The organism is Streptomyces glaucus, from assembly GCF_039533365.1.
Taxonomy (GTDB): domain Bacteria; phylum Actinomycetota; class Actinomycetes; order Streptomycetales; family Streptomycetaceae; genus Streptomyces; species Streptomyces glaucus.
Genome location: NZ_BAAATK010000007.1, coordinates 28,424 through 50,735, shown reverse-complemented (window position 1 = coordinate 50,735; position 22,312 = coordinate 28,424). Strand labels below are relative to the sequence as shown.

The 22,312-nt window shown below is 73.2% G+C and carries 20 protein-coding genes; 12 read left to right on the top strand and 8 right to left on the bottom strand.

Annotated elements, in window-relative coordinates; all coding sequences use genetic code 11:
• The first annotated feature begins 54 nt into the window (after window positions 1-54).
• The 6 genes from ABD363_RS07520 (at window position 55) to pgi (ending at window position 6,073) form a co-directional block, all read left to right on the top strand.
• Complete coding sequence (locus ABD363_RS07520) at window positions 55-1,266, top strand: phosphoglycerate kinase (RefSeq protein ID WP_344600904.1); 1,212 nt, start codon at window positions 55-57, stop codon at window positions 1,264-1,266.
• Window positions 1,267-1,272: 6 nt separating this feature from the next.
• Window positions 1,273-2,049, top strand: coding sequence for a triose-phosphate isomerase (gene tpiA, locus ABD363_RS07515; protein WP_344600902.1), 777 nt, complete (start codon window positions 1,273-1,275; stop codon window positions 2,047-2,049).
• 101 nt (window positions 2,050-2,150) lie between these two features.
• Window positions 2,151-2,381, top strand: coding sequence for a preprotein translocase subunit SecG (gene secG, locus ABD363_RS07510; RefSeq protein ID WP_344601152.1), 231 nt, complete (start codon window positions 2,151-2,153; stop codon window positions 2,379-2,381).
• A 238-nt stretch (window positions 2,382-2,619) separates the two neighbouring features.
• Complete coding sequence (locus tag ABD363_RS07505) at window positions 2,620-2,955, top strand: RNA polymerase-binding protein RbpA (protein ID WP_003957010.1); 336 nt, start codon at window positions 2,620-2,622, stop codon at window positions 2,953-2,955.
• A gap of 120 nt (window positions 2,956-3,075) precedes the next feature.
• Complete coding sequence (locus tag ABD363_RS07500) at window positions 3,076-4,344, top strand: MFS transporter (RefSeq protein ID WP_344600900.1); 1,269 nt, start codon at window positions 3,076-3,078, stop codon at window positions 4,342-4,344.
• 73 nt (window positions 4,345-4,417) lie between these two features.
• The gene (gene pgi / locus ABD363_RS07495; protein WP_344600898.1) at window positions 4,418-6,073 is read left to right on the top strand and encodes a glucose-6-phosphate isomerase; all 1,656 of its coding nucleotides are present in this window, start codon (window positions 4,418-4,420) and stop codon (window positions 6,071-6,073) included.
• An 80-nt stretch (window positions 6,074-6,153) separates the two neighbouring features.
• On the opposite strand, the gene ABD363_RS07490 is transcribed toward pgi, so the two are convergent.
• Genes ABD363_RS07490 through ABD363_RS07480 form a run of 3 tightly spaced genes read right to left on the bottom strand, consistent with a single transcriptional unit; the run spans window position 6,154 to window position 9,758 of the window.
• A complete protein-coding gene (locus tag ABD363_RS07490; RefSeq protein ID WP_344600896.1) occupies window positions 6,154-8,439 on the bottom strand; it encodes an ABC transporter permease in 2,286 nt (761 codons plus the stop codon).
• A 54-nt stretch (window positions 8,440-8,493) separates the two neighbouring features.
• Window positions 8,494-9,246 carry an ABC transporter ATP-binding protein gene (locus tag ABD363_RS07485; protein WP_344600894.1) on the bottom strand — a complete coding sequence of 251 codons (753 nt, stop codon included), beginning with the start codon at window positions 9,244-9,246 and terminating at the stop codon, window positions 8,494-8,496.
• Window positions 9,243-9,758: a PadR family transcriptional regulator gene (locus ABD363_RS07480; RefSeq protein WP_344600892.1), complete on the bottom strand. Its 516-nt coding sequence runs from the start codon at window positions 9,756-9,758 to the stop codon at window positions 9,243-9,245. The genes ABD363_RS07485 and ABD363_RS07480 overlap by 4 nt, the downstream gene beginning before the upstream one ends.
• A 122-nt stretch (window positions 9,759-9,880) precedes the next feature.
• On the opposite strand from ABD363_RS07480, the gene ABD363_RS07475 reads away from it, so the two are divergent.
• The 5 genes from ABD363_RS07475 to ABD363_RS07455 all read left to right on the top strand — a co-directional run bounded on the left by ABD363_RS07475 (window position 9,881) and on the right by ABD363_RS07455 (window position 16,565).
• On the top strand, window positions 9,881-11,143 hold the full coding sequence (locus ABD363_RS07475; protein ID WP_344600890.1) for an ABC transporter substrate-binding protein: 1,263 nt from the start codon (window positions 9,881-9,883) through the stop codon (window positions 11,141-11,143).
• 214 nt (window positions 11,144-11,357) lie between these two features.
• Window positions 11,358-12,995 (top strand): glycoside hydrolase family 13 protein, encoded by a 1,638-nt coding sequence (locus ABD363_RS07470; RefSeq protein WP_344600888.1) that lies wholly within the window; start codon window positions 11,358-11,360, stop codon window positions 12,993-12,995.
• A gap of 48 nt (window positions 12,996-13,043) precedes the next feature.
• Complete coding sequence (locus tag ABD363_RS07465; RefSeq protein ID WP_344600886.1) at window positions 13,044-14,369, top strand: ABC transporter substrate-binding protein; 1,326 nt, start codon at window positions 13,044-13,046, stop codon at window positions 14,367-14,369.
• A 1-nt stretch (window position 14,370) separates the two neighbouring features.
• Window positions 14,371-15,729 carry an ABC transporter permease subunit gene (locus ABD363_RS07460; protein ID WP_344600884.1) on the top strand — a complete coding sequence of 453 codons (1,359 nt, stop codon included), beginning with the start codon at window positions 14,371-14,373 and terminating at the stop codon, window positions 15,727-15,729.
• A complete protein-coding gene (locus ABD363_RS07455) occupies window positions 15,726-16,565 on the top strand; it encodes a carbohydrate ABC transporter permease (protein WP_344600882.1) in 840 nt (279 codons plus the stop codon). Before ABD363_RS07460 ends, ABD363_RS07455 begins: the two co-directional genes overlap by 4 nt.
• Before the next feature lie 191 nt (window positions 16,566-16,756).
• On the opposite strand, the gene ABD363_RS07450 is transcribed toward ABD363_RS07455, so the two are convergent.
• Window positions 16,757-17,614 carry an NmrA family NAD(P)-binding protein gene (locus tag ABD363_RS07450; RefSeq protein ID WP_344600880.1) on the bottom strand — a complete coding sequence of 286 codons (858 nt, stop codon included), beginning with the start codon at window positions 17,612-17,614 and terminating at the stop codon, window positions 16,757-16,759.
• Window positions 17,611-18,042 carry a nuclear transport factor 2 family protein gene (locus ABD363_RS07445; RefSeq protein WP_344600878.1) on the bottom strand — a complete coding sequence of 144 codons (432 nt, stop codon included), beginning with the start codon at window positions 18,040-18,042 and terminating at the stop codon, window positions 17,611-17,613. The genes ABD363_RS07450 and ABD363_RS07445 overlap by 4 nt, the downstream gene beginning before the upstream one ends.
• A gap of 156 nt (window positions 18,043-18,198) precedes the next feature.
• Between ABD363_RS07445 and ABD363_RS07440 the strand changes: the two genes are divergently transcribed.
• Window positions 18,199-18,792: a TetR/AcrR family transcriptional regulator gene (locus ABD363_RS07440; RefSeq protein WP_344600876.1), complete on the top strand. Its 594-nt coding sequence runs from the start codon at window positions 18,199-18,201 to the stop codon at window positions 18,790-18,792.
• Between the two features lie 105 nt (window positions 18,793-18,897).
• Here ABD363_RS07440 and pgl read toward each other — a convergent pair whose 3' ends face one another.
• Genes pgl through zwf form a run of 3 tightly spaced genes read right to left on the bottom strand, consistent with a single transcriptional unit; the run spans window position 18,898 to window position 22,309 of the window.
• A complete protein-coding gene (gene pgl / locus ABD363_RS07435; RefSeq protein ID WP_344600874.1) occupies window positions 18,898-19,683 on the bottom strand; it encodes a 6-phosphogluconolactonase in 786 nt (261 codons plus the stop codon).
• Window positions 19,680-20,789 (bottom strand): glucose-6-phosphate dehydrogenase assembly protein OpcA, encoded by a 1,110-nt coding sequence (opcA, locus tag ABD363_RS07430; protein ID WP_344600872.1) that lies wholly within the window; start codon window positions 20,787-20,789, stop codon window positions 19,680-19,682. Before opcA ends, pgl begins: the two co-directional genes overlap by 4 nt.
• Complete coding sequence (zwf, locus tag ABD363_RS07425) at window positions 20,786-22,309, bottom strand: glucose-6-phosphate dehydrogenase (protein WP_344600870.1); 1,524 nt, start codon at window positions 22,307-22,309, stop codon at window positions 20,786-20,788. The genes opcA and zwf overlap by 4 nt, the downstream gene beginning before the upstream one ends.
• Window positions 22,310-22,312 lie beyond the last annotated feature (3 nt).

Below are 22,312 nucleotides of genomic sequence, written 5' to 3'. Positions count from 1 at the left end.
GCCCTGTTCGATCACGAGCGCTTCCGAGCGATCACGAGCCCCTCAGGAGTCCCCATGAAGACGATCGACGAACTGCTCTCCGAAGGCGTCGCGGGCAAGCGGGTCTTCGTCCGCGCCGACCTGAACGTGCCGCTCGACGGCACCGCCATCACCGACGACGGCCGCATCCGCGCCGTCCTGCCCACCGTCAAGGCCCTCGCGGACGCGGGCGCCCGCGTGGTCGTCGCCTCGCACCTCGGCCGCCCCAAGGGCGCCCCGGACCCGGCCTTCTCCCTCGCTCCCGCCGCCGCGCGCCTGGGTGAACTCCTCGGCGCCGACGTCGCGTTCGCCGAGGACACGGTCGGCGAGTCCGCCACGTCCACCGTCTCCGGCCTCGCCGACGGCCAGGTCGCCGTCCTGGAGAACCTGCGCTTCAACCCCGGCGAGACCGCCAAGGACGACGCCGACCGCGGCGCCTTCGCCGACCGGCTCGCCGCCCTCGCGGACGTCTACGTGGGCGACGGCTTCGGCGCGGTGCACCGCAAGCACGCCTCGGTCTTCGACCTGCCGAAGAAGCTCCCGCACTACGCCGGCCACCTCATCGCCACCGAGGTCGGCGTCCTGAAGAAGCTCACCGAGGACGTCGAGCGGCCGTACGTCGTCGCCCTCGGCGGCGCCAAGGTCTCCGACAAGCTCGCCGTCATCGACCAGCTGCTCGACAGGGCCGACCGCCTGCTCATCGGCGGCGGCATGGCCTACACCTTCCTCAAGGCCAAGGGCTACGAGGTCGGCAAGTCCCTGCTGCAGGAGGACCAGGTCCCGGCCGTCACCGAGTACCTGGAGCGCGCCGAGAAGCAGGGCGTCGAGCTGGTCCTGCCGGTCGACGCGCTGGTCTCGACCGACTTCCCGGACCTGAAGACCAAGGCGCCGGCCAACCCCGCCGTCGTCGCCGCGGACGCCATCCCCGCCGACCAGGAGGGTCTGGACATCGGCCCCGAGACCCGCAAGCTGTACGCCTCGAAGCTCGCCGACGCCGCCACCGTCTTCTGGAACGGCCCCATGGGCGTCTTCGAGCACCCCGACTACGCCGAGGGCACCAAGGCGGTCGCCCAGGCCCTCGTCGACTCCCAGGGCTTCACCGTGGTCGGCGGCGGCGACTCCGCCGCCGCCGTGCGCACCCTGGGCTTCGACGAGCAGGCATTCGGCCACATCTCGACCGGTGGCGGCGCCTCCCTCGAATACCTCGAGGGCAAGACGCTCCCCGGCCTCGCCGCACTGGAGGACTGACCCTTTATGAGCACGCGCACGCCGCTGATGGCGGGCAACTGGAAGATGAACCTCAACCACCTGGAGGCCATCGCCCACGTCCAGAAGCTCGCCTTCGCCCTGGCCGACAAGGACTACGAGGCCGTCGAGGTCGCCGTCCTGCCGCCCTTCACCGACCTGCGCTCCGTGCAGACCCTGGTCGACGGCGACAAGCTCCGCATCAAGTACGGCGCCCAGGACATCTCGGCGCACGACGGCGGCGCCTACACCGGCGAGATCTCCGGCCCGATGCTGGCCAAGCTGAAGTGCACGTACGTGGTGATCGGCCACAGCGAGCGCCGCCAGTACCACAACGAGACCGACGAGCTGGTGAACGCCAAGGTCAAGGCCGCCTACAAGCACGGCCTGACCCCGATCCTGTGCGTCGGCGAGGAGCTGGAGGTGCGCGAGGCGGGCAACCACGTCGCGCACACCCTCGCCCAGGTCGAGGGCGGTCTGAAGGACCTCCCGGCCGAGCAGGCCGAGACGATCGTGATCGCCTACGAGCCGGTCTGGGCCATCGGCACCGGCAAGGTCTGCGGCGCCGAGGACGCCCAGGAGGTCTGCGCCGCCGTCCGCGCCAAGGTCGCCGAGCTGTACTCGCAGGAGGTGGCCGACAAGGTCCGCGTCCAGTACGGCGGCTCGGTCAAGTCCGGCAACGTCGCCGAGATCATGGCGCAGCCCGACATCGACGGAGCCCTGGTCGGCGGCGCCTCGCTGGACGCCGACGAGTTCGTCAAGATCGTGCGCTTCCGCGACCAGTGAGTGTGCGGTAACGGCGATACGTCGTACCCTTGCGGGGTCCAGCAGTGCCTGCTGGACCCCGTCGTCCGTCAGAATCCGAGGAAGTTGGTCCAGCCGTGGTTATGGGGTTCTCGATCGCCCTGATCGTCTTCAGCCTGTTGCTGATGCTGCTGGTGCTGATGCACAAGGGGAAGGGCGGCGGCCTGTCCGACATGTTCGGTGGCGGCATGCAGTCGTCCGTCGGCGGCTCCTCGGTCGCCGAGCGCAACCTCGACCGGATCACCGTGGTGGTCGGTCTGCTGTGGTTCGCGTGCATCATCGTGCTCGGGATCCTGATGAAGGTGAACAGCTGACCGGCGCACCGACCGCGGACCCCTGGTCGGTGCCGCCCTCGCGGCACGCACCGCTGCACCCGACGCCCCATGTCCGGTACGCGCTGCCCTGCGCGGCCTATCATGGGGCGTGCGTCTGGGTGCGGGGGCTGTAACTCCCATCACTGGACGCGCGTTGGGCCTTACGTAGACTGAGGCGCTCGCAGCGAAGCGAAACGCCGACTCGCTTCGCGGCACCATCACGCAGGGAGTTACGACCGTGGCAAGTGGCAACGCGATCCGAGGCAGCCGGGTCGGGGCGGGGCCGATGGGCGAGGCCGAGCGCGGCGAGTCCGCGCCGCGTCTGCGCATCTCCTTCTGGTGCTCCAACGGGCACGAGACACAGCCGAGCTTCGCCAGCGACGCGCAGGTCCCCGACACCTGGGACTGCCCCCGCTGCGGCTTCCCGGCCGGACAGGACCGGGACAACCCGCCGGACCCGCCGCGCACCGAGCCGTACAAGACGCACCTGGCGTACGTGCGGGAGCGCCGCAGCGACGCGGACGGCGAGGCGATCCTCGCCGAGGCGCTCGCCAAACTGCGGGGCGAGATCTAGGAGTTCAGGACCCGGCCGGGCATCGAGAGGTGTCTGGCCGGAGCTGTTCCCGGCCGCCCGGGGCCGGTTGTCAGTGGCGCCCCCTACGGTGTGTGCATCGGGCGAACCGTAGGGGGAGTCGTGGCGGCGGTCGAGACGGAAGGCGGGCGTGCGCCCGCGTGGCGTGGGGGATTCGGACGGCTGTGGAGCGCCGCCGTGCTCTCCAGCTTCGGTGACGCGCTGCGCACGGCCGCGCTGCCCCTGCTGGCCGTGTCGCTGACCGACGAGCCGCTGCTCGTCGTGTCCGTCACCGCCTGCGGTTATCTGCCGTGGCTCCTCTTCGGACTGCTCGGCGGCGCCGTCGCCGACCGCGTGGACCAGCGGCGCGCGATGTGGGCGGTGGACGCGGTACGGGGGCTGCTGGTCGCGGCGTTCGCGGTGGCCGTCGCCTGCGGTCACGTCTCGATCGGGCTGCTCGTCGCGCTGGCCTTCGCCCTCACCACGCTCCAGACCCTCTTCGACAACGCCGCCACCGCCCTGCTGCCCTCCCTGGTCGGCCCCGACGCGCTCGGCAGCGCCAACGCGCGGCTGATGTCCGGTCAGCGCATCGCGGGCGGCCTGCTCGGCGGGCCGGTCGTGCCGCTGCTGCTGGCGGCGGGGGCCGCCGTGCCCTTCGCGGTCGACGCCGCCACCTTCCTGTCGGCCGCCGCGCTGGTGGCCTCGGTGCGGACCACCGCGCCCGAGCGGGCGGTCCGCCCCTCGGGCGGCACACTGCGCCGGGAGATCGCGGACGGGCTGCGCATCCTGATACGGGACAGGGTCCTGCGCGGACTGTGCGCCGCCACCGCGCTGTGCAACATCGGCATGGGCGCCCTCGTCGCCACTCTGGTGCTCCTGGTGACCGACCGTCTGCACGCGGGCAGCGCGGGGTACGCGGCGGCGACGACCGCGTACACCCTCGGCAGCCTGGCCGGAGGAGCGGCCGACCGGCGGCTCGTGGCCCGCGTCGGGCGGGTGCGCGGGGTGCTGCTCGCCGGCTGCGTGCAGACCGCCGCGCTCGTGGTCATGGGGACGGTGCGCAGCCTGGCCGCGCTGGTGGCCGCCATGGCCGTGTTCGGGTTCATGGGCATGGTGTGGAACGTCAGCACGACCACCCTGATGCAGCAGCGCAGCCCCGCCGGGGCGCTCGGCCGGGTCGGCTCGGCCCACCGGACCCTCGCGGTGGCCGGGGCACCGCTCGGCGCGCTGCTGGGCGGGTCCGCCGCCACGGCCTGGGGAGCGCACACCCCGGCCCTGCTCGCCGCCGCCTTCTTCGCGCTGTCCGTCACCGCCCTGACACCCGCGCGCAAGCCGGACGTACCTGCTGTTGCACCGCACGACGACGCCACGACGGCTCACACCGGGCGCTGATCAACTAGGTTGGGACCGGCAGCGGGACAAGGTACGCAGCACAGGCAGGCAAGGAAGAAGGCTGGAGTACGAGATGAACGCAGACGGCCGTACCAGGCTCGACCAGAGGCCCGAGTGGACCGCGCTGGCCAAGCACCGCGAGGAGCTGGGCGAGGTGCAGCTGCGCGAGCTGTTCGCCGCCGACCCCGGCCGCGGCGCCGGCTACACGCTCCGGGTCGGCGACCTGTACGTCGACTACTCCAAGCACCTGGTCACCGACGAGACGCTGCGGCTGCTGCGGGAACTGGCCGCCGCCACCGACGTCTTCGGCCTGCGGGACGCGATGTTCCGCGGGGAGAGGATCAACACGACCGAGAACCGGGCCGTGCTGCACACCGCGCTCCGGGCGCCGCGCGACGCGGTGATCGAGGTCGACGGGGAGAACGTCGTGCCCGGCGTGCACGCCGTGCTGGACAGGATGGCCGACTTCGCCGAGCGGGTCCGCTCCGGCGCGTGGACCGGCCACACCGGCAAGCGCATCAGGAACGTCGTCAACGTCGGCATCGGCGGCTCCGACCTGGGCCCGGCGATGGCGTACGAGGTGCTGCGCAGCTACACCGACCGCTCCCTGACGGTCCGGTTCGTCTCCAACGTCGACGGCGCCGACCTGCACGAGGCCACCCGTGACCTCGACCCGGCCGAGACGCTGTTCGTCATCGCCTCCAAGACGTTCACCACCATCGAGACCATCACCAACGCCGCCTCGGCCCGTGACTGGCTGCTGAGCGGGCTGGGCGCGGGCCAGGAGGCCGTCGCGAAGCACTTCGTCGCCCTGTCGACGAACGCCGGGAAGGTCGCCGAGTTCGGCATCGACACGGCCAACATGTTCGAGTTCTGGGACTGGGTCGGCGGCCGGTACTCGTACGACTCCGCCATCGGCCTGTCGCTGATGATCGCCATCGGGCCGGACCGGTTCCGGGAGATGCTCGACGGCTTCCGCCTCGTCGACGAGCACTTCCGCACCGCCCCCGCCGAGTCCAACGTGCCGCTGCTGCTGGGCCTGCTGGGCATCTGGTACGGCAACTTCCACGGTGCCCAGTCGCACGCGGTGCTGCCCTACAGCCACTACCTGTCGAAGTTCACCGCCTATCTGCAGCAGCTGGACATGGAGTCCAACGGCAAGTACGTCGGCCGGGACGGGCGGGAGGTCGCGTGGGAGACCGGGCCCGTCGTGTGGGGCACGCCGGGCACCAACGGGCAGCACGCCTACTACCAGCTCATCCACCAGGGCACGAAGCTGATCCCGGCGGACTTCATCGGCTTCGCCGAGCCGGTCGCCGAGCTGAGCGACGGGCTCAAGGCGCAGCACGACCTGCTGATGGCGAACTTCTTCGCGCAGACGCAGGCGCTGGCGTTCGGCAAGACGCCGGACGAGGTGCGGGCGGAGGGGGTGCCGGAGGAGCTGGTGCCGCACAAGACGTTCAAGGGCAACCACCCGACGACCACGATCCTCGCGCGCGAGCTGACCCCGTCGGTCCTCGGCCAGTTGGTCGCCCTCTACGAGCACAAGGTGTTCGTGCAGGGCGCGATCTGGAACATCGACTCCTTCGACCAGTGGGGCGTCGAGCTCGGCAAGGTCCTCGCCAAGCGCGTCGAGCCCGCGCTGACCGAGGGCGCCGAGGTGCCGGGCCTGGACGCCTCCACCAAGGCCCTGGTCGCCGCCTACCGGGAGCTGCGCGGGCGGCAGTGACCGCCGACGGCCCGGGGGGCGGGAGCGGGCGGCGACGCCGCCCGCTCCCGGGAGCCGGCCCGGACCCGCGCGGCCGCCGGTCAGGCGACCGCGGTCAGGGTGTCCGCGAGGCGCCGGCGGGCCGCGCGGGACGCCGGGAGGGCGGCGAGGGCGCTCGCGCCGAGGACGGCGGCGGCGCCCAGGAGCACCAGGAGCGCGGGGGAGGGGCCCTGGGCGATGCCGGCGCCGATGCCGCTCGACCTGCCCTGGGCGTCGATCAGCCAGTGCGCGAGCGGCGGCCCCAGGGCGAGGGCGACGAGCACGGCCGCCAGGGCCGTGCAGCCGGTGGCGGTGACGGTGATCGCGGTGATCTGCCGGGGGGACAGGCCGATCGCCTTCAGGGCCAGCAGATCGCGTTCGCTCTCCCGTACGGTGCCGCCGATCGCCGTCAGCAGCTCGATGAGGCCGATGAGGGCGAGGACGGCGATCAGGCCGAGGACGACGCCGCGCAGGGGGGAGAGCCCGTCGGCCGGGTTGGTGACGGTGTGCACGTCGAGGTGGCCGCGCCCGGCCGCGGCGAGCCGGTCGGCGACCCGGTGCGGATCGGCGCCCGGGTCCAGGCGGAGCTGGTAGAAGCTCGGACCGAGACCGGGGTCGTTCTCGCGGAGGGTGTCGAGGGAGGTGGAGACGACCCGGCCGGCGTTCTCCGGCTCGATGCTGCGGCCCACGATGTGCAGGATCTGCGGCCGCTCGCCGACGGTCATCCGCACCCAGTCGCCGACGCGCACGTCCAGCAGGTCGAGCAGCCCCTGCCCGGCCACCGCCTCGTCGGGTCCGCGCGCGGGCCGGCCCTCGGCCAGGGTGTACGGGTAGGGGTCCGCGCGGGTGCCGAGGCCGCGCAGGGCGATGGTCGCCGTCTGGCCCGGGACCAGGGCGGCGACCTCGACGCCCGGGTGGGCGGCGGCGACCTGCGGATCGCGTTCCAGCAGGGCGCGCACCTCCCCGTCGCCCAGGCCGGTGTCCGCGTGGACGGTGAGCGCGGCGGGCAGGCCGACCTGCTCGGGCCTGCTGTGGAAGCGGTCGATGGTGGTCCACGCGCTCATCGCCACCACGATCAGCAGCAGCGGCAGGGCCAGCCGGACGACCGTGCCCAGCGAACGCGGGCGGCGTGTGAACGCCTTGTGCCAGCCCAGGACCAGCGCGGGCGGCACCCGCAGGCCCAGCGCCCGGCGCGCCGTCCCCGACAGCCGTCCGCCCGGCGGCCCCGCGGGCCGCGGCACCGGCACCGGCGGCACCCGTCCCGCCCGCCACGCGGCGAGCCCGGTGGTCGCGCCGATGAACAGCACCGCCCCCACCGGCACCGCGCACAGGGCCGGCGTGTGCCCGGGCAGCCCCTGCCACACGCCGACCGCGTCGCCGAGCCGCCCCGGGACACGGCTGCCCAGCGTCTCGGTGAGCGCGGCGGCGGCCGCGGCGCCCAGCAGCGCGTAGGCGAGGTGCTGCAGCAGGAAGACGCGGACGACCTGGCCCGGGGTGAAGCCGATCGCCTTCAGCACCGAGATGTCCCGCAGATGGCCGCGGATCCGGGTGCCGATCGCCCCGTGCACGGCGAACCCGGCGGCGGCCAGCGCCCCCAGCCCGAACAGGCCCAGCACCTGCCCGAGCAGCCGGTTGTCGCCCTGGGCCTCGGCGCGGGCCTGCGTCCAGGTGGAGACCTCGCCGATGGCCCCGGCGCCCAGCACGGTCACGGCGCGCTGGACGGCGTAGTCCGTGTCGCCGGGGTCCGCCAGCCGCAGCCCGATCACCTGCCCGCCGGGGCCGGGCACGGCGGACGGCAGCGCCCACACCAGCCCCGGCCGCTCACCCGGCCGGTAGCGGGGCTCGGCGCTGTCGGCGACGCCCACGACGGTCAGCTCCCGTGCGGTGCCGGGCACGGTGAGCGTGTCGCCGGGCTGGGCCAGCAGGGTGCGGGCGAGCCGGCTCTCCAGGACCACGCCGTTCGGGGCGGCGGCCGCCAGCCAGCGCCCGGAGGTGAGCAGCGGGCGGCCGACGGGCGGCGGCTCGGCGGAGGTGCCGCGCAGTTCGACCGAGGCCCGCGTGCCGCGCGAGGCGACCGTGACGGAGGCGACGGGGTAGGGGCCGGCGACGGACTCGACGCCGTCCAGCGCCGCCAGCTTCCGGGTGTCGGCGGCGGCGTCGGTGTGCAGCCACACGTGGGCGCCGCGCGCCTGGGCGAAGACGCGCTGCCAGGGGTTGGTCGCGTACCCGAACAGGGCCGTGGCCAGCAGCAGCGACACGACGATGCCCGCCGTGGCGAGGACCAGGAACAGCGCCTCGCCGCGGTGCGTGCGCAGATCGGAGTGCGCCCAGCGCAGGGTGGCTCGCACCGGCCTCAGCCCCTCGGCCCGCACACGGCGCGGCCACGGTCGTACACCCGCATGTCAGTCCCTGAGCTCCAGCACGCCGGAGATGCCCGAGCGGCGCGGCGGCGGACCGCCGTCCAGCTCCGCGTCGTCCACGATCCGCCCGTCGAAGAAGCTGATCACCCGGTCCGCGGCGCTCGCCAGCCGGGCGTCATGGGTGACCAGCAGGATCGTCTGGCCGCGCTGGTGGAAGCGGGACAGCAGCCGCATCACCTCGCGGGTGCCCCGGCTGTCCAGGCTGCCCGCGGGCTCGTCGGCCAGCAGCAGCGGCGGATGGTTGACCAGGGCCCGGGCGAGCGCGACCCGCTGCTGCTCACCGCCGGACAGCTCGCCCGGCATGCTGCGCTCCTTGCCCGCGAGCCCCAGTTCGGCCAGCAGCTCCTCCCGCTCGGCCCGCGCCCGCTTCGGCGGGACCCCGGCGAGCAGGGCGGGCAGCTCCACGTTGTCGGCGACGGACAGGTTCGACACCAGGTTGAAGAACTGGAAGACGATCCCGATGCGCTTGCGGCGCTCCACGGCCCAGCGGGCCTCGCCGTAGCCGTCCGTGCACTCGCCGTCCAGCCAGATGCGGCCGGCGTCGGGCCGCTGGAGCCCGCCGAGCAGGTGCAGCAGCGTCGACTTGCCGGCGCCGGACGGGCCGGTGACCGCCACGAACTCGCCCCGTTCCAGGCACAGGTCGACCCCGCGCACGGCATGGGCGGGCGCGCCCTCGCCGTGGTGCGTCTTGACCAGGCCCTCGGCGCGCAGCACGGGAGGGGGGCCCTCGCTCACTCCAGCTCCTCCAGCTCTTCCTGGCACCGCTCCAGCCAGTCGAGGTCGGCCTGCAGGTGCAGCATCGCGCCCTCGATCAGCAGATGGGCGATGCGGTTGTCCCGGTCTTCGGCGGCAGCCAGCCGCGACAGCTGCCGCATCGTGTTGAGGTACTGGCGCCGCTGCTTGTTGATGAGGGCGATCTGGTCGGCGAGACCGGTCTGCGGGGCCAGGGCCAGCTTCATGAAGAACTCGTCCCGCACCCGCGGCTCGTCCTCGGGTTCCTCGAACCAGGCGCGCAGCGCCGCCCGCCCGGCGTCGGTGAGGTGGTAGACCTTCTTGTTGGGCCGGCTGGACTGCTCGACGTCCTCGCCCTCGATCAGTCCCTGTTTCTCGAGGCGGCCGAGGGTGACGTAGATCTGGCCGACGTTCGGCTGAGGGTACGCGGAGCCCAGCAGTTGCTCAAGGTCCTGCTTCAGCTCGTAGCCGTGGGCGGGGCCGCGGGCGAGGAGTGCCAGGAGGGGCAGGCGCACGCGTGCAGTCCTCCTGTCCTCCGTAATGTGTGCCAGGCCCTAGTATCGCCCATACCTAACAGGTATACATGGCCTCTGACTGCGGGCGAAGGCGCCCGCGGCCGGTGTACAGGGAGGAACCTATGCGGTGGATGCGTGCCGCGGGTAGGGGCCTCCTCGTTCTCGTCGTCGTCCTGACCGGATACGTCGCCTCGGGCGCCCGTGCCGACGACCGGCCGGGCCGCGGCCCGCTCACCCTGGCCACCGCCGGCGACCTCACCGGCTATCTCGGCCCCCTGCTGGAGGGCTGGAACCGCGCCCGTCCCGGGGAGAGGGTCACCCTCGTCGAACTGCCCGACTCCGCCGACGAGACCCACGCGCAGATGGTCACCGACCTGCGCGGCGGCCGCGGCCGGTTCGACGTGCTCAACATCGACGTCAACTGGACGTCGGAGTTCGCCGCGGCGGGCTGGATACGGCCCCTGCCGCGCGACCGCTTCCCCCTCGACGCCTTCCTGCCGCCGGTCGTCGGCACCGCGACCTACGACGGGCGGCTGTACGCCGTCCCGTACGTCACCAACGCCGGTCTGCTGCTGTACCGCAAGGACGTCCTCGCCGCGGAGGGCGTTCCGCCGCCGCGCACCTGGGCCGAGCTGGAGCGGCAGGCGAGGACCATCGCCCCGAGGCACGGGCTCGGCGGCTACGCCGGCCAGTTCCTCCCCTACGAGGGACTCACCGTCAACGCGGCCGAGGCCGTCTACTCGGCGGGCGGCACGATCCTCGGCGACGAGGGCGAGCGCGTCACCGTCGACTCGGCGGCGGCCCGCGAGGGCATCGGGTTCCTCGCCCGCGGGGTGCGCGCGGGCTGGATACCGCGGGAAGCGCTGACGTACAAGGAGGAGGAGTCCAAGCAGGCCTTCCTGGACGGCCGGCTGCTCTTCCTGCGCAACTGGCCGTACGCCTACGTCGGCGCCTCCGCCGCGGGCTCGAAGGTCGCCGGGAAGGTCGGCGCCGTGCCGCTGCCGGGACCGGACGGGCCGGGGACGAGCGTCCTCGGCGGCTCCAACCTGGCCGTCAGCGCGCACGCCCGGCACCCCGACTCGGCCGCGCGCCTGATCGCGTACCTGACCAGCGAGCGCGTCCAGCGCCAGGTGCTCACCCGCGGCGCGCTGCCGCCGGTGCGCGCCGATCTGTACGAGGACCCCGGACTCGTCCGCGACTACCCCTACCTGCCGACCCTGCGGGAGAGCGTGCTGGCCGCCGCGCCGCGCCCCAAGAGCCCGCGCTACGACCAGGTCAGCCTCGCGGTGCAGGCGGTCGTGCACGACGCGATGACCGGGCGCCAGACGCCCGAGGCCGCGGTGCGCAGGCTGGCGCGCGAGCTGGCCGCGATCTCCCGCCGCTAGCCCCTACCCTCCCCGCTAGTTGCTTGTTAAGTAACGGAGACGTCTCCTCCGAGGGTGAAATGCCGTCATAAGTCCGCATCCCTCACCCTCCAATTCCCGGTATCTGCGCGCTGTTCGTTGACACCTTCACGACACGCCTACTTAACATGAATGCATAACCGTCAGTCCGGAGCGCGCACGCCCGGGCTTCCGCACGCACAGACAGGCCGACGGGGTGAGTCTCCAGCGCATCGACACCCGCCACTGGTGGCGCGACGCAGTGATCTACCAGGTGTACGTCCGCAGCTTCCTGGACAGCACCGGCGACGGCATCGGCGATCTCGCCGGGGTCCGGGCCGGGCTGCCGTACCTGAAGAAGCTGGGCGTCGACGGGATCTGGCTGAGCCCCTTCTATCCCTCGCCGCAGCACGACCACGGCTACGACGTGGCGGACTACTGCGACGTCGACCCGGTCTTCGGCGACCTCACCGAGTTCGACCTGCTGGTCGCGGCCGCCCACCGGCTCGGCATCAAGGTGCTGCTGGACATCGTCCCCAACCACTGCTCCAGCGAGCACCCCTGGTTCCGTGAGGCGCTGGCCTCCCCGCCCGGCAGCCCGGCCCGCGCCCGCTTCCACTTCGCCGACGGCCGCGGCCCGGACGGCGGCGAGCCGCCCAACAACTGGCACGCCATGTTCGGCGGCCCGGCCTGGACCCGGGTCACCGAGGCCGACGGGCGGCCCGGCCAGTGGTACCTGCACATGTTCACGCCCGAGCAGCCGGACTGGAACTGGCGCAACCCCGCCGTGGCCGCCGAGTTCGACCGCATCCTGCGCTTCTGGCTGGACCGGGGCGTGGACGGCTTCCGCATCGACGTCGCCGCCGGCCTGTTCAAGCACCCCGGCCTGCCCGACTCCGACGACCCGGAGGCCGACGCCCGCACCCGCGACTCGGTCAACCCGCTCGCCTGGAACCAGCCCGAGGTGCACGACGTGTGGCGGCGCTGGCGGTCGATCTGCGAGGAGTACACCGCCCGCGACGGCCGCGAGCGCCTGCTGGTCGGCGAGGTGTCCGTGCCCACCGCCCGCGAGCACGCCAAGTACGTCCGCCCGGACGAGCTGCACCAGGCCTTCTTCTTCGACCTGCTCAGCGCCCCCTGGGACCCGGACGCCTTCCGCAAGGTCATCTCCGAGGCGATGGAGGACATCGCCGGCACCGGCTCCACGGTCACCTGGGTCCTCAACAACCACGACCAGGTCCGCACCGTCACCCGCTACGGCGAGCCCACCCCGCAGGGCAGCGGACTGGGCGCCGCCCGCGCCCGCGCCGCCGCGCTGCTGATGCTGGCGCTGCCCGGAGCCGCGTACATCTACCAGGGCGAGGAGCTGGGCCTGCCCGAGGTCGTCGACCTGCCCGACGACGTGCTCACCGACCCCATCTTCCGCCGCACCGGCAGCCGCGCCCGGATCCGCGACGGCTGCCGGGTGCCGCTGCCGTGGTCGGGGCAGGCCTCGCCGTTCGGCTTCACCTCCGGCGCCGAGGACGCCCGCCCCTGGCTGCCGCAGCCCGACTACTTCGCCGAGTACGCCACCGACCGGGCCCTCGCCGACACCCGCTCCTTCTGGCACCTGTACCGCGACGGCCTGCAACTGCGCGCCGCGCTGCCCCAGCTGGGCGAGGGCACGCTGCGCTGGCTGGAGACCCCGCCGGGCGTCCTGGCCTTCGTCCGCGGCGACGACCTGGTGTGCGCCGTGAACTTCGGCACCGCCCCCACGCCCGCGCCGGTCCCCGGCACCCCGCTGCTCGCCAGCGCCCCCTGCCAGGCCGGGGTGCTGCCCGGCTCGACGGCGGCCTGGTGGATCACCGACCTCTGAGACCGCCGAGCCACCGTCACCTCCCATCCCACCGAAGGGACATCAACGATGATGCGACGACGTACCACCCTGCTCACGAGCTGCACCGCGCTCGCCCTGGCGCTCGGCGCGACCGCCTGCGGCGGCGGCCCCGTCACCGCCGCCGGCGGCGACAAGGCGCTGAGCGGCCAGACGGTCACGGTGGCCGGTGTCTGGTCCGGCACCGAGCAGCGGAACTTCCAGAAGGTGCTGGACGCCTTCACCGAGAAGACCGGCGCCAAGACGCAGTTCGTGTCCACCGGGGACAACGTCTCCACCGTCGTCGGCAGCAAGATCGAGGGCGGCAACGCCCCCGACGTCGTGATGGTCCCGCAGGTCGGCGTGCTCCAGCAGTTCGCGAAGCAGGGCTGGCTCAAGCCGCTGTCGCCGAAGACGCGGCAGGCCGTGGACGCCAACTACGCGAGCGTCTGGAAGGACTACGGCAGCGTCGACGGCACCCTGTACGGCCTGTACTTCAAGGCCGCCCACAAGTCGACCGTCTGGTACAGCCCCGACGCCCTCGCCCAGGCCGGGGTGGAGCCGCCGAAGACGTACGACGAGATGCTGGAGGCCGGGCGGACCGTCTCCGACTCCGGGCTCGCCGCGTTCTCGGTCGCCGGACAGGACGGCTGGACCCTCACCGACTGGTTCGAGAACATCTACCTCTCCCAGGCCGGCCCCGAGAAGTACGACGCCCTCGCCGCGCACGAGCTGAAGTGGACCGACGCCTCCGTGGTCGAGGCGCTCACCACGCTCGGCAAGCTCTTCAAGGACAAGCAGCTGATCGCGGGCGGCCAGAAGGGCGCCCTGAACACCGACTTCCCCGGCTCGGTGGAGAAGGTGTTCGGGCCGAAGCCCGAGGCCGGCATGGTCTACGAGGGCGACTTCGTCGCCGGCGTCGCCAAGGACCAGTTCGGCAAGTCGATCGGCGAGGAGGCGGACTTCTTCCCGTTCCCCGCGGTCGGCGACGGCAAGGCGCCGGTGGTCAGCGGCGGCGACGCGGCCGTCGTCCTGAAGGACGGCAGGAACCAGAAGGCCGCCCAGGCGCTCCTGGAGTACCTGGCCACCCCGGAGGCCGCCGCCGTGTGGGCCGAGGCGGGCGGCTTCCTCTCCCCGAACCGGAAGCTCGACCTCGCCTCGTACGGCGACGACGTCACCCGGGCCACCGCCGAGTCCCTCGTGAAGGCCGGGGACTCGGTCCGCTTCGACATGTCCGACCAGGCCCCGGCGGCCTTCGGCGGCACCAAGGGCGCCGGCGAGTGGAAGCTGCTGCAGGACTTCCTGCGCGACCCGTCCGACCCGAAGGCCACGGCGGCGAAGCTGGAGGCCGCGGCGGCCAAGGCGTACCGGGGCTGACATGACGACCACGCTCGTGAAAGAGACGAGCCCGCCGGCCGCCGCCGGCGCCGGGACCATCCGGCGCCCGCGGCGGCGGGGACGGGTCGTCGCCCTGCTCTTCGCCCTGCCCGCGCTGCTCCTGCTGGGCGCGCTCGTCGTCTACCCGGTGCTGTTCTCCGTCGGCCGCAGCTTCTTCGACGCCTCCGGCACCCGCTTCGTGGGCGGCGAGAACTACGCCGAGATGTTCCGCGACCCGGCGACGCTCAAGGCCATCCGCAACACGGCCGTCTGGGTCGTCGTCGCGCCGACGCTGCTGACCGGCCTCGGACTGATCCTGGCCGTCCTCGTCGAGAAGGTCCGCTGGGCCACCGCCTTCAAGCTGCTGCTGTTCATGCCGATGGCGGTCTCCTTCCTCGCCGCGGGCATCATCTTCCGGCTCGCCTACGACGAGGACCCGGACAAGGGCGTGCTGAACGCCGCCGTGGTCGCCGTCCACGACGCCTTCGAGGGCACCTCCTCCTACCCGACGGCCCGGGCCCGGGACGGGCAGGGGCTGACGAAGGAGGCGGACGGCTCGTACCGGACGGCCGCCGGCGTGTCGCCGGGCGACACGGTGGCACTCGGCCTGGTCGGCGTGCAGCCGAAGGACCTGCCCGCCGGCGCCGAACCCGCGTACGGGGCCGCCGCGCGCACGGCCGGCCCCGGTGAGCTGCGCGGCGTGGTGTACCTCGACTTCACGCCCGGCGGGGGAGGGGAGCAGGGCGTGGTCGACCGGCGGGAGAGCGGGCTGCCGGAGATGAGGGTCGAGGCGGTGCGCGACGGCAGGGCGGTCGTCTCCACGACCACCGCGTCCGACGGCTCCTTCCGCTTCGCGGACCTGGCCGACGGCTCGTACACCGTCCGGCTCCCCGCCGCGAACTTCGCCCCGCCCTACGAGGGCGTCTCCTGGCTCGGGCCGACGCTCGTCACGCCCGCGATCATCGGGGCCTACCTGTGGATCTGGACCGGCTTCGCGATGGTGCTGATCGGCGCGGGGCTGTCGACGCTGCCGCGGGACGCGCTGGAGGCGGCGCGGATGGACGGCGCCAACGAGTGGCAGATCTTCCGCAGGATCACCGTCCCGCTGCTCGCGCCGGTGCTGACGGTGGTGTTCGTGACCCTGGTGATCAACGTGATGAAGGTCTTCGACCTCGTCTACATCATCGCTCCCGGGCCCGTGCAGGAGGACGCCACCGTGCTGGCGACCCAGATGTGGCTGGTGTCGTTCGGCGGCGGCAACAACCAGGGGCTGGGCAGCGCCCTGGGCGTGCTGCTCCTGCTGCTGGTGATCCCGGCCATGGTCTTCAACGTCCGCCGCTTCCGAAGGAGTCAGCGATGAACACCGTCCGGCGCTCCCTGGCCAACGGGGTCGTCCAGGCCTTCCTCGTGGTGGTCGGGCTGGTGTGGATGACCCCGCTGGCCGGGCTGTTCCTGTCGTCCCTGCGGTCCGCCGAGGACACCGCCGAGGGCGGCTGGTGGACGGTGTTCACCAGCCCCGGCCGGCTCTCCTTCGACAACTACGCGGCGCTGCTGGACAACAGCGGGATCACCCGGGCCTTCTGGAACACGGTGCTGATCTCGGTGCCGACGACCGTGCTGGTCGTGGTCGTCGCGGCGCTCGCCGGATACGCCTTCGCCTGGCTGGACTTCCCGGGCCGGGACGCCGTCTTCCTGGTCGTGGTGGCCCTGCTGGTGGTGCCCGTGCAGGTCGGCCTGCTGCCCGTCGCCAAGCTCTTCGGCCAGCTCGGCCTGTTCGGCACGATCCCCGGCGTGGTGCTCTTCCACGTGGCGTACGGGCTGCCGTTCGCGGTGTTCCTGCTGCGGAACTACTTCGCCGAGATGCCCAAGGAGATGCTGGAGGCGGCCCGCATGGACGGCGGCAGCGAGTGGCGGATCTTCACCCGGCTCGTGCTGCCGGTGGGCCGGCCCGCCATCGCCAGCCTCGCCATCTTCCAGTTCCTGTGGGTGTGGAACGACATGCTGGTGGCGCTGCTCTTCGCCGACAGCTCCGCCCAGCCGCTGACCGTGGAGCTCCAGTCGCAGATCCGGCAGTTCGGCAGCAACATCGACGTGCTGGCGCCGGGCGCCTTCCTGTCGCTGATCGTGCCGCTGGTCGTGTTCTTCGCCTTCCAGCGGCACTTCGTGCAGGGCGTGATGGCGGGGTCGGTGAAGTAGCGCCGCAGGGGCCCCGGGCGCCGGACCGGCGCCCGGGGCCCCTCCGGCGGCTCCCCGTGGCACCGCGGCGCCCGGCGCGCCCGTTCACCGCACGGCGCGCGGGGACGGGAGCGGCTCCGCCGCACGCCCTGCGCGCCGCTTGCCGGAAGCACGCACCGGGCGCCGCTGTCCGGCGGACGCCGCCCGCCGGGTCACCGGGCGGCGGCTTCCCGCGCCAGGGCCCGCTCCACGTGGGCGCGGAAGTCGCGCGGCGGCCGCCCGGTCAGACGCTCCACGGTGTCGGTGACCCGGTCCTCAGCCCCGGCGGCGATCGCCCGGTCCAGGTCCGCGAGCACGGTGGCGAACTCGCGGGGCATGCCCAGCGCCAGGCGATCGCACAACTGCTCGTACGTCAGCCGCCGGTGGACGACCGCGCGGCCGGTCACCTCGCTGAGGACGGCGGCCACCTCGGTGTGGCTCAGCGCCCGGGGACCGGTGACGACCAGGTCGGTGTCCGGGCTCCGCCCGGCGGTCAGCGCGTGCACGGCGACGGCCGCGATGTCGTCGGCGTCGACGAAGGCCACCCGCCCCTCACCGGCCGCGGTCAGGATCACGCCCTGCTCGCGGATGCTGCGGGCGTGCATGTGGTCGCCGGTGAAGTTCTGCATGAACCACGACGGCCGCAGCACCGCCCACTCGTCGAACAGACCGGGCAGGGCCTGGTGCACCTGCCCGACGGCCGGGCCGCCGGCCGGGATCGCCGAGGAGCTGAGCAGCACGGCCCGGCGCACTCCGGCCGCCCGGGCCCGTTCCAGGAAGGGCAGCATCACGGCGGCCGGGTCGGCGGAGGCGAGGGGCGGGACGAGGTAGACCCGGTCCGCGTCCCGCAGGGCCTCCTCGTGCGTCGCGGGGTCGTACCAGTCGAAGCGGACGGCGGTGGCGCCCTCGACGGGAGCGGCGCGCCGGCTCGCGGCCCGGACCCGGTGGCCGTGTGCGGTGAGCCCGGCGGCCACCCGGCTGCCGGTCGTGCCGGTGGCGCCGATGACCAGGGTGGCGGGGGAGGCGGTCACCGGCCCGCCTCCGCAAAGTCGGCCGCGCCGTCCCGCGGGATCGCGAGCGGGTTCCAGTAGTCGCGGTAGCGGGTGATCCGGCCGTCCGCGACCGTCACGACGGCGATGTAGGTCATGTCGTAGGGCTGTCCGGTCTGCACCAGGCGCCCCAGGGCCCGCATCTCCACCACGATGGTCCCCGGGTCCTCGGTCCGGTGGATCTCCAGCTCGGGGAACTCGTGGAGCTCGATGCGCTCGGGGTAGTGGCGCATGTACGCGCCCACGGCGGCCTTGCCCTCCAGCCGCTTCGGCCACCCCTCGGGGGCGAAGGGGAACTCGAACACGCCGTCGTCGGCCCACAGGTCGACCCAGGCGGGGATGTTCCCGTCGAGCAGCAGCCGAAGGCCGTGGCGGTAGACGTCGGCCGCCGTCCGCGCGTACGTGGTCATGGCGTTCTCCTCCTCCGATAGGATGCGGACCGCGAGTCCGCTTAAAAGAGAATACGGACCAGAGGTCCGCTTATCAAGTCGATACGGACCGCCGGTCCGCTTCCCGTGCCCGTCGGGGCCCGTCCACGTCCCCGTCCTGTCTCACCGGAGGAACCCGTGCCCGAGCGCAAGCCCCGCGCGGACGCCCTGCGCAACCGCGAAGCCGTCCTGGCGGCGGCCGACCGGCTGTTCGCCGAGTGCGCCCGCCCCGAGGACGTGACCATGGCCGACATCGCGGCCGCCGCCGGCGTCGGCAAGGGCACCCTCTTCCGCGGCTTCACCGACCGCACCGGCCTGATCCTCGCGCTCTGCGAGGCCCGGCTCGACCCGCTGCGCCGCGCCGTCGCCGACGGCCCCCCTCCCCTCGGCCCCGGCACCCCGCCCGTCGAGCGCGTGCACGCCCTGCTGGACGCGCTCCTGTGCTTCAAGCTCGACCACCGGCACCTCTCACTGGCGCTGGAGGGGACCGGAAGCGACAGCCCCTACCGAACGGACCACTACGACTGGTGGCACCGCACGCTGCGAGACGTCCTGGCGGAGATCCCCGGCCTGACCGGCGCCGGCTTCACCGCGCACGCGCTGCTCGCGGCCGTCCGCGCCGACCTCGTCGACCACCTCGTCGACCGCGAGCACATGACCCGGGAGGACCTCCGGGCCGGCCTGGCCGCCCATGTCACCCGGGTGCTGCGGGAGCCGGATGCCGGGCCGTGACCGGCCGGCGCGAGGCGGACACGGCCCCGGGAACGCGAAAGCGGCCGGTGCCCCACGCGTGTCGTGGGGCACCGGCCGCTCACCGGGACCGGAGCGCCGTCGCCGTCACGGCGACGCCGGCGGATACAGCGACCGCGGCAGCTGCGCGGCCGCCGCCGCGTCCAGCAGCCACAGCGTGCGGGCCCGGCCGTACGCGCCCGCCGCCGGAGCCTGGATCTCACCCGCGCCCGACAGGGCGATCGCCGCGGCCTGCGCCTTGTCCTCGCCGGCCGCCAGCAGCCACACCTCGCGGGCCGCGCGGATCGCCGGCAGCGTGAGCGTGATCCGGGTCGGCGGCGGCTTGGGCGCGCCGTGCACGCCCACCACCGTCCGCTCCGTCTCCCGGACCGCCGGCAGCTCGGGGAAGAGCGACGCCACGTGCGCGTCCGGGCCGACACCCAGCATCAGCACGTCGAACACCGGGACGGGGCCGTGGTTCTCCGGTCCCGCCGCCCGCGCCAGCTCCTGGGCGTACGCGGCCGCCGCCGCCTCCACGTCCGCGCCGTACGGGCCGTCCGAGGCGGGCATGGCGTGCACGCGCTCGGGGTTCACCGGCACCGCGTCCAGCAGCGCCTGCCGCGCCTGCGTGACGTTGCGCTCCGGGTCGCCCTCCGGCAGGAACCGCTCGTCGCCCCACCACAGGTCCAGGCGGCTCCAGTCGACGGCGTCCCGGGCCGGCGCGGCGGCCAGCGCGGCGAGCAGCCCGTTGCCGTTGCGGCCGCCGGTGAGGACCACGGACGCCGAGCCCCGGGAGGCCTGCGCGTCCACGATCTTCGTGATCAGCCGGGCCGCCGCGGCCTGGGCCATCAGCTCCTTGTCGCGGTGCACGACGAGCTGGGGTGCCGTACTCACTTCGCCGCCTTCCGCACCGGTTCCGGGGTGGGGGACTCCTGCTTCACCGGCGCCTTCGCCGTCGCTTTCGCCGCGGGTGCTTTCGCAGCGGTCTCGACGGGAGCGGGGACCGCGACCGGTCCCTCTCCGCCGCTCGCGGGTTCTCCTTTGGCCGCCGGCCGCGCCGGCTCCGGGTCCTTCGCCGGCTTCAGCCGGTCCACCCCGTACCGCAGTGCCGACGCGTACGTGTCGTCCGGGTCCAGGCGGCGCAGCTCCTCCGCGATCAGCTCGGCCGTGTCCCGCCGCTTCAGCGCCACCGCACGGTCCGGCTGGCCCTGGATGGACAGGTTCGCGAGCGAGCCGTCCGCGCGGTCCAGGACGATCGAGCCGCAGTCGGTGTCCATGCGGACCGCCGTCAGACCCGGGCCGCCGGACAGCGAACGCGTCACGGGGACGCCCAGCCGGTCCGCGAGCCACATCGCCAGCAGCTCACAGCTCGGGTTGAACTCCTCGCCCTCCACGTCGACGGCCTTGACCTCGCAGTCGACCTGGTCGAGGGCGGCCGCCAGCATCGAGCGCCACGGCGTGATCCGGGTCCAGGCCAGGTCGGTGTCGCCGGGCGTGTAGGCGTCCGCCCGCGCGGCCAGTTCCCGGATCGGCTCCTCGGTGGCGTACAGGTCGGTGATCCGGCGCTGGGCGAGGGCGCCCAGCGGGTCCTTCGCCGGGTCGAGCGGCGCGTTCACCGGCCACCACACCACCACCGGGGCGTCCGGCAGCAGCAGCGGCAGCACCACCGAGTCGGCGTGGTCGACGATCTCGCCGTACAGCCGCAGGATCACCGTCTCGCCGGTGCCCGCGTCGGCGCCCACCCGGACCTCGGCGTCCAGCCGGGACTGCGTGCGGTCGCGCGGCGAGCGCGAGACGCGCTTGACGACGACCAGGGTGCGGGCGGGGTGCTCGTGGGCGGCGTTGCTGGCGGCCTTGAGGGCGTCGTAGGCGTTCTCCTCGTCGGTGACGATGACGAGGGTGAGCACCATGCCCACGGCCGGGGTGCCGATGGCGCGACGGCCCTGCACCAGCGCCTTGTTGATCTTGCTGGCCGTGGTGTCGGTCAGGTCTGTCCTCATGGCCGCCGCCAGCTCCGTCCGTCTCGCCGCAGCATCTCCTCCGCCTCGGCCGGCCCCCAGGTCCCGGCCGGATACCGGGCCGGAGTGCCGTGGGCGGCCCAGAACTCCTCGATCGGGTCGAGGATCTTCCAGGACAGCTCCACCTCCTCGGTGCGCGGGAAGAGGTTGGCGTCGCCCAGCAGCACGTCCAGGATCAGCCGCTCGTACGCCTCCGGGCTGGACTCGGTGAAGGACTCGCCGTAGGCGAAGTCCATCGACACGTCCCGGATCTCCATCGACGTGCCCGGCACCTTGGAACCGAACCGGACGGTGACCCCCTCGTCGGGCTGGACCCGGATCACGATCGCGTTCGAGCCCAGCTCCTCGGTGGCGGTGGCGCCGAACGGCGAGTGCGGGGCGCGCTGGAAGACCACCGCGATCTCCGTCACCCGGCGGCCCAGCCGCTTGCCGGTGCGCAGGTAGAACGGCACCCCCGCCCAGCGGCGGTTGTCCACCTCCAGCTTGATCGCCGCGTAGGTGTCGGTGGTGGAGTTCGGGTCGATGCCCTCCTCCTCCAGATAGCCGATCACCTTCGCCCCGCCCTGCCAGCCGGCCGTGTACTGGGCCCGCACCGTGGACCGGGCCAGGTCCCGCGGCAGCCGCACCGCGCCGAGCACCTTGGTCTTCTCCGCCGCCAGCGCGTCGGCGTCGAAGGAGGCCGGCTCCTCCATCGCGGTGAGCGCCATCAGCTGCAGCAGGTGGTTCTGGATGACGTCCCGCGCCGCGCCGATGCCGTCGTAGTAGCCCGCCCGGCCGCCGATGCCGATGTCCTCGGCCATGGTGATCTGCACATGGTCCACGAAGGACCGGTTCCAGATCGGCTCGAACAGCTGGTTGGCGAAGCGCAGCGCCAGGATGTTCTGGACCGTCTCCTTGCCCAGGTAGTGATCGATGCGGAACACCTGCTCCGGCGCGAACACCTCGTGCACCAGCGCGTTCAGCTCCTCGGCCGAGGCCAGGTCGTGCCCGAACGGCTTCTCGATCACCGCCCGCCGCCAGGAACCGGCGCGCTGCTCCGCCAGCCGGTGCTTCTTCAGCTGCCGGATGACCACCGGGAACGCCGACGGCGGCACCGACAGGTAGAAGGCGAAGTTGCCGCCGGTGCCCTGCGCCTTGTCCAGCTCCTCGATCGTGGCGCGCAGCCGCTCGAAGGCGGCGTCGTCGTCGAAGGTGCCCTGCACGAACCGCATGCCCTGGATCAGCTGCTGCCAGACCTCCTCCCGGAAGGGGGTGCGGGCGTGCTCCTTGACCGCGTCGTGCACCTCCTGCGCGAAGTCCTCATGGGCCCACTCCCGGCGGGCGAACCCCACCAGCGAGAACCCCGGCGGCAGCAGCCCCCGGTTGGCCAGGTCGTACACGGCCGGCATCAGCTTCTTGCGGGACAGATCACCCGTGACACCGAAGATGACCAGCCCCGACGGCCCCGCGATCCGCGGAAGCCGCCGGTCGGCCGGATCACGCAGCGGATTGCCGCTCGACACCTG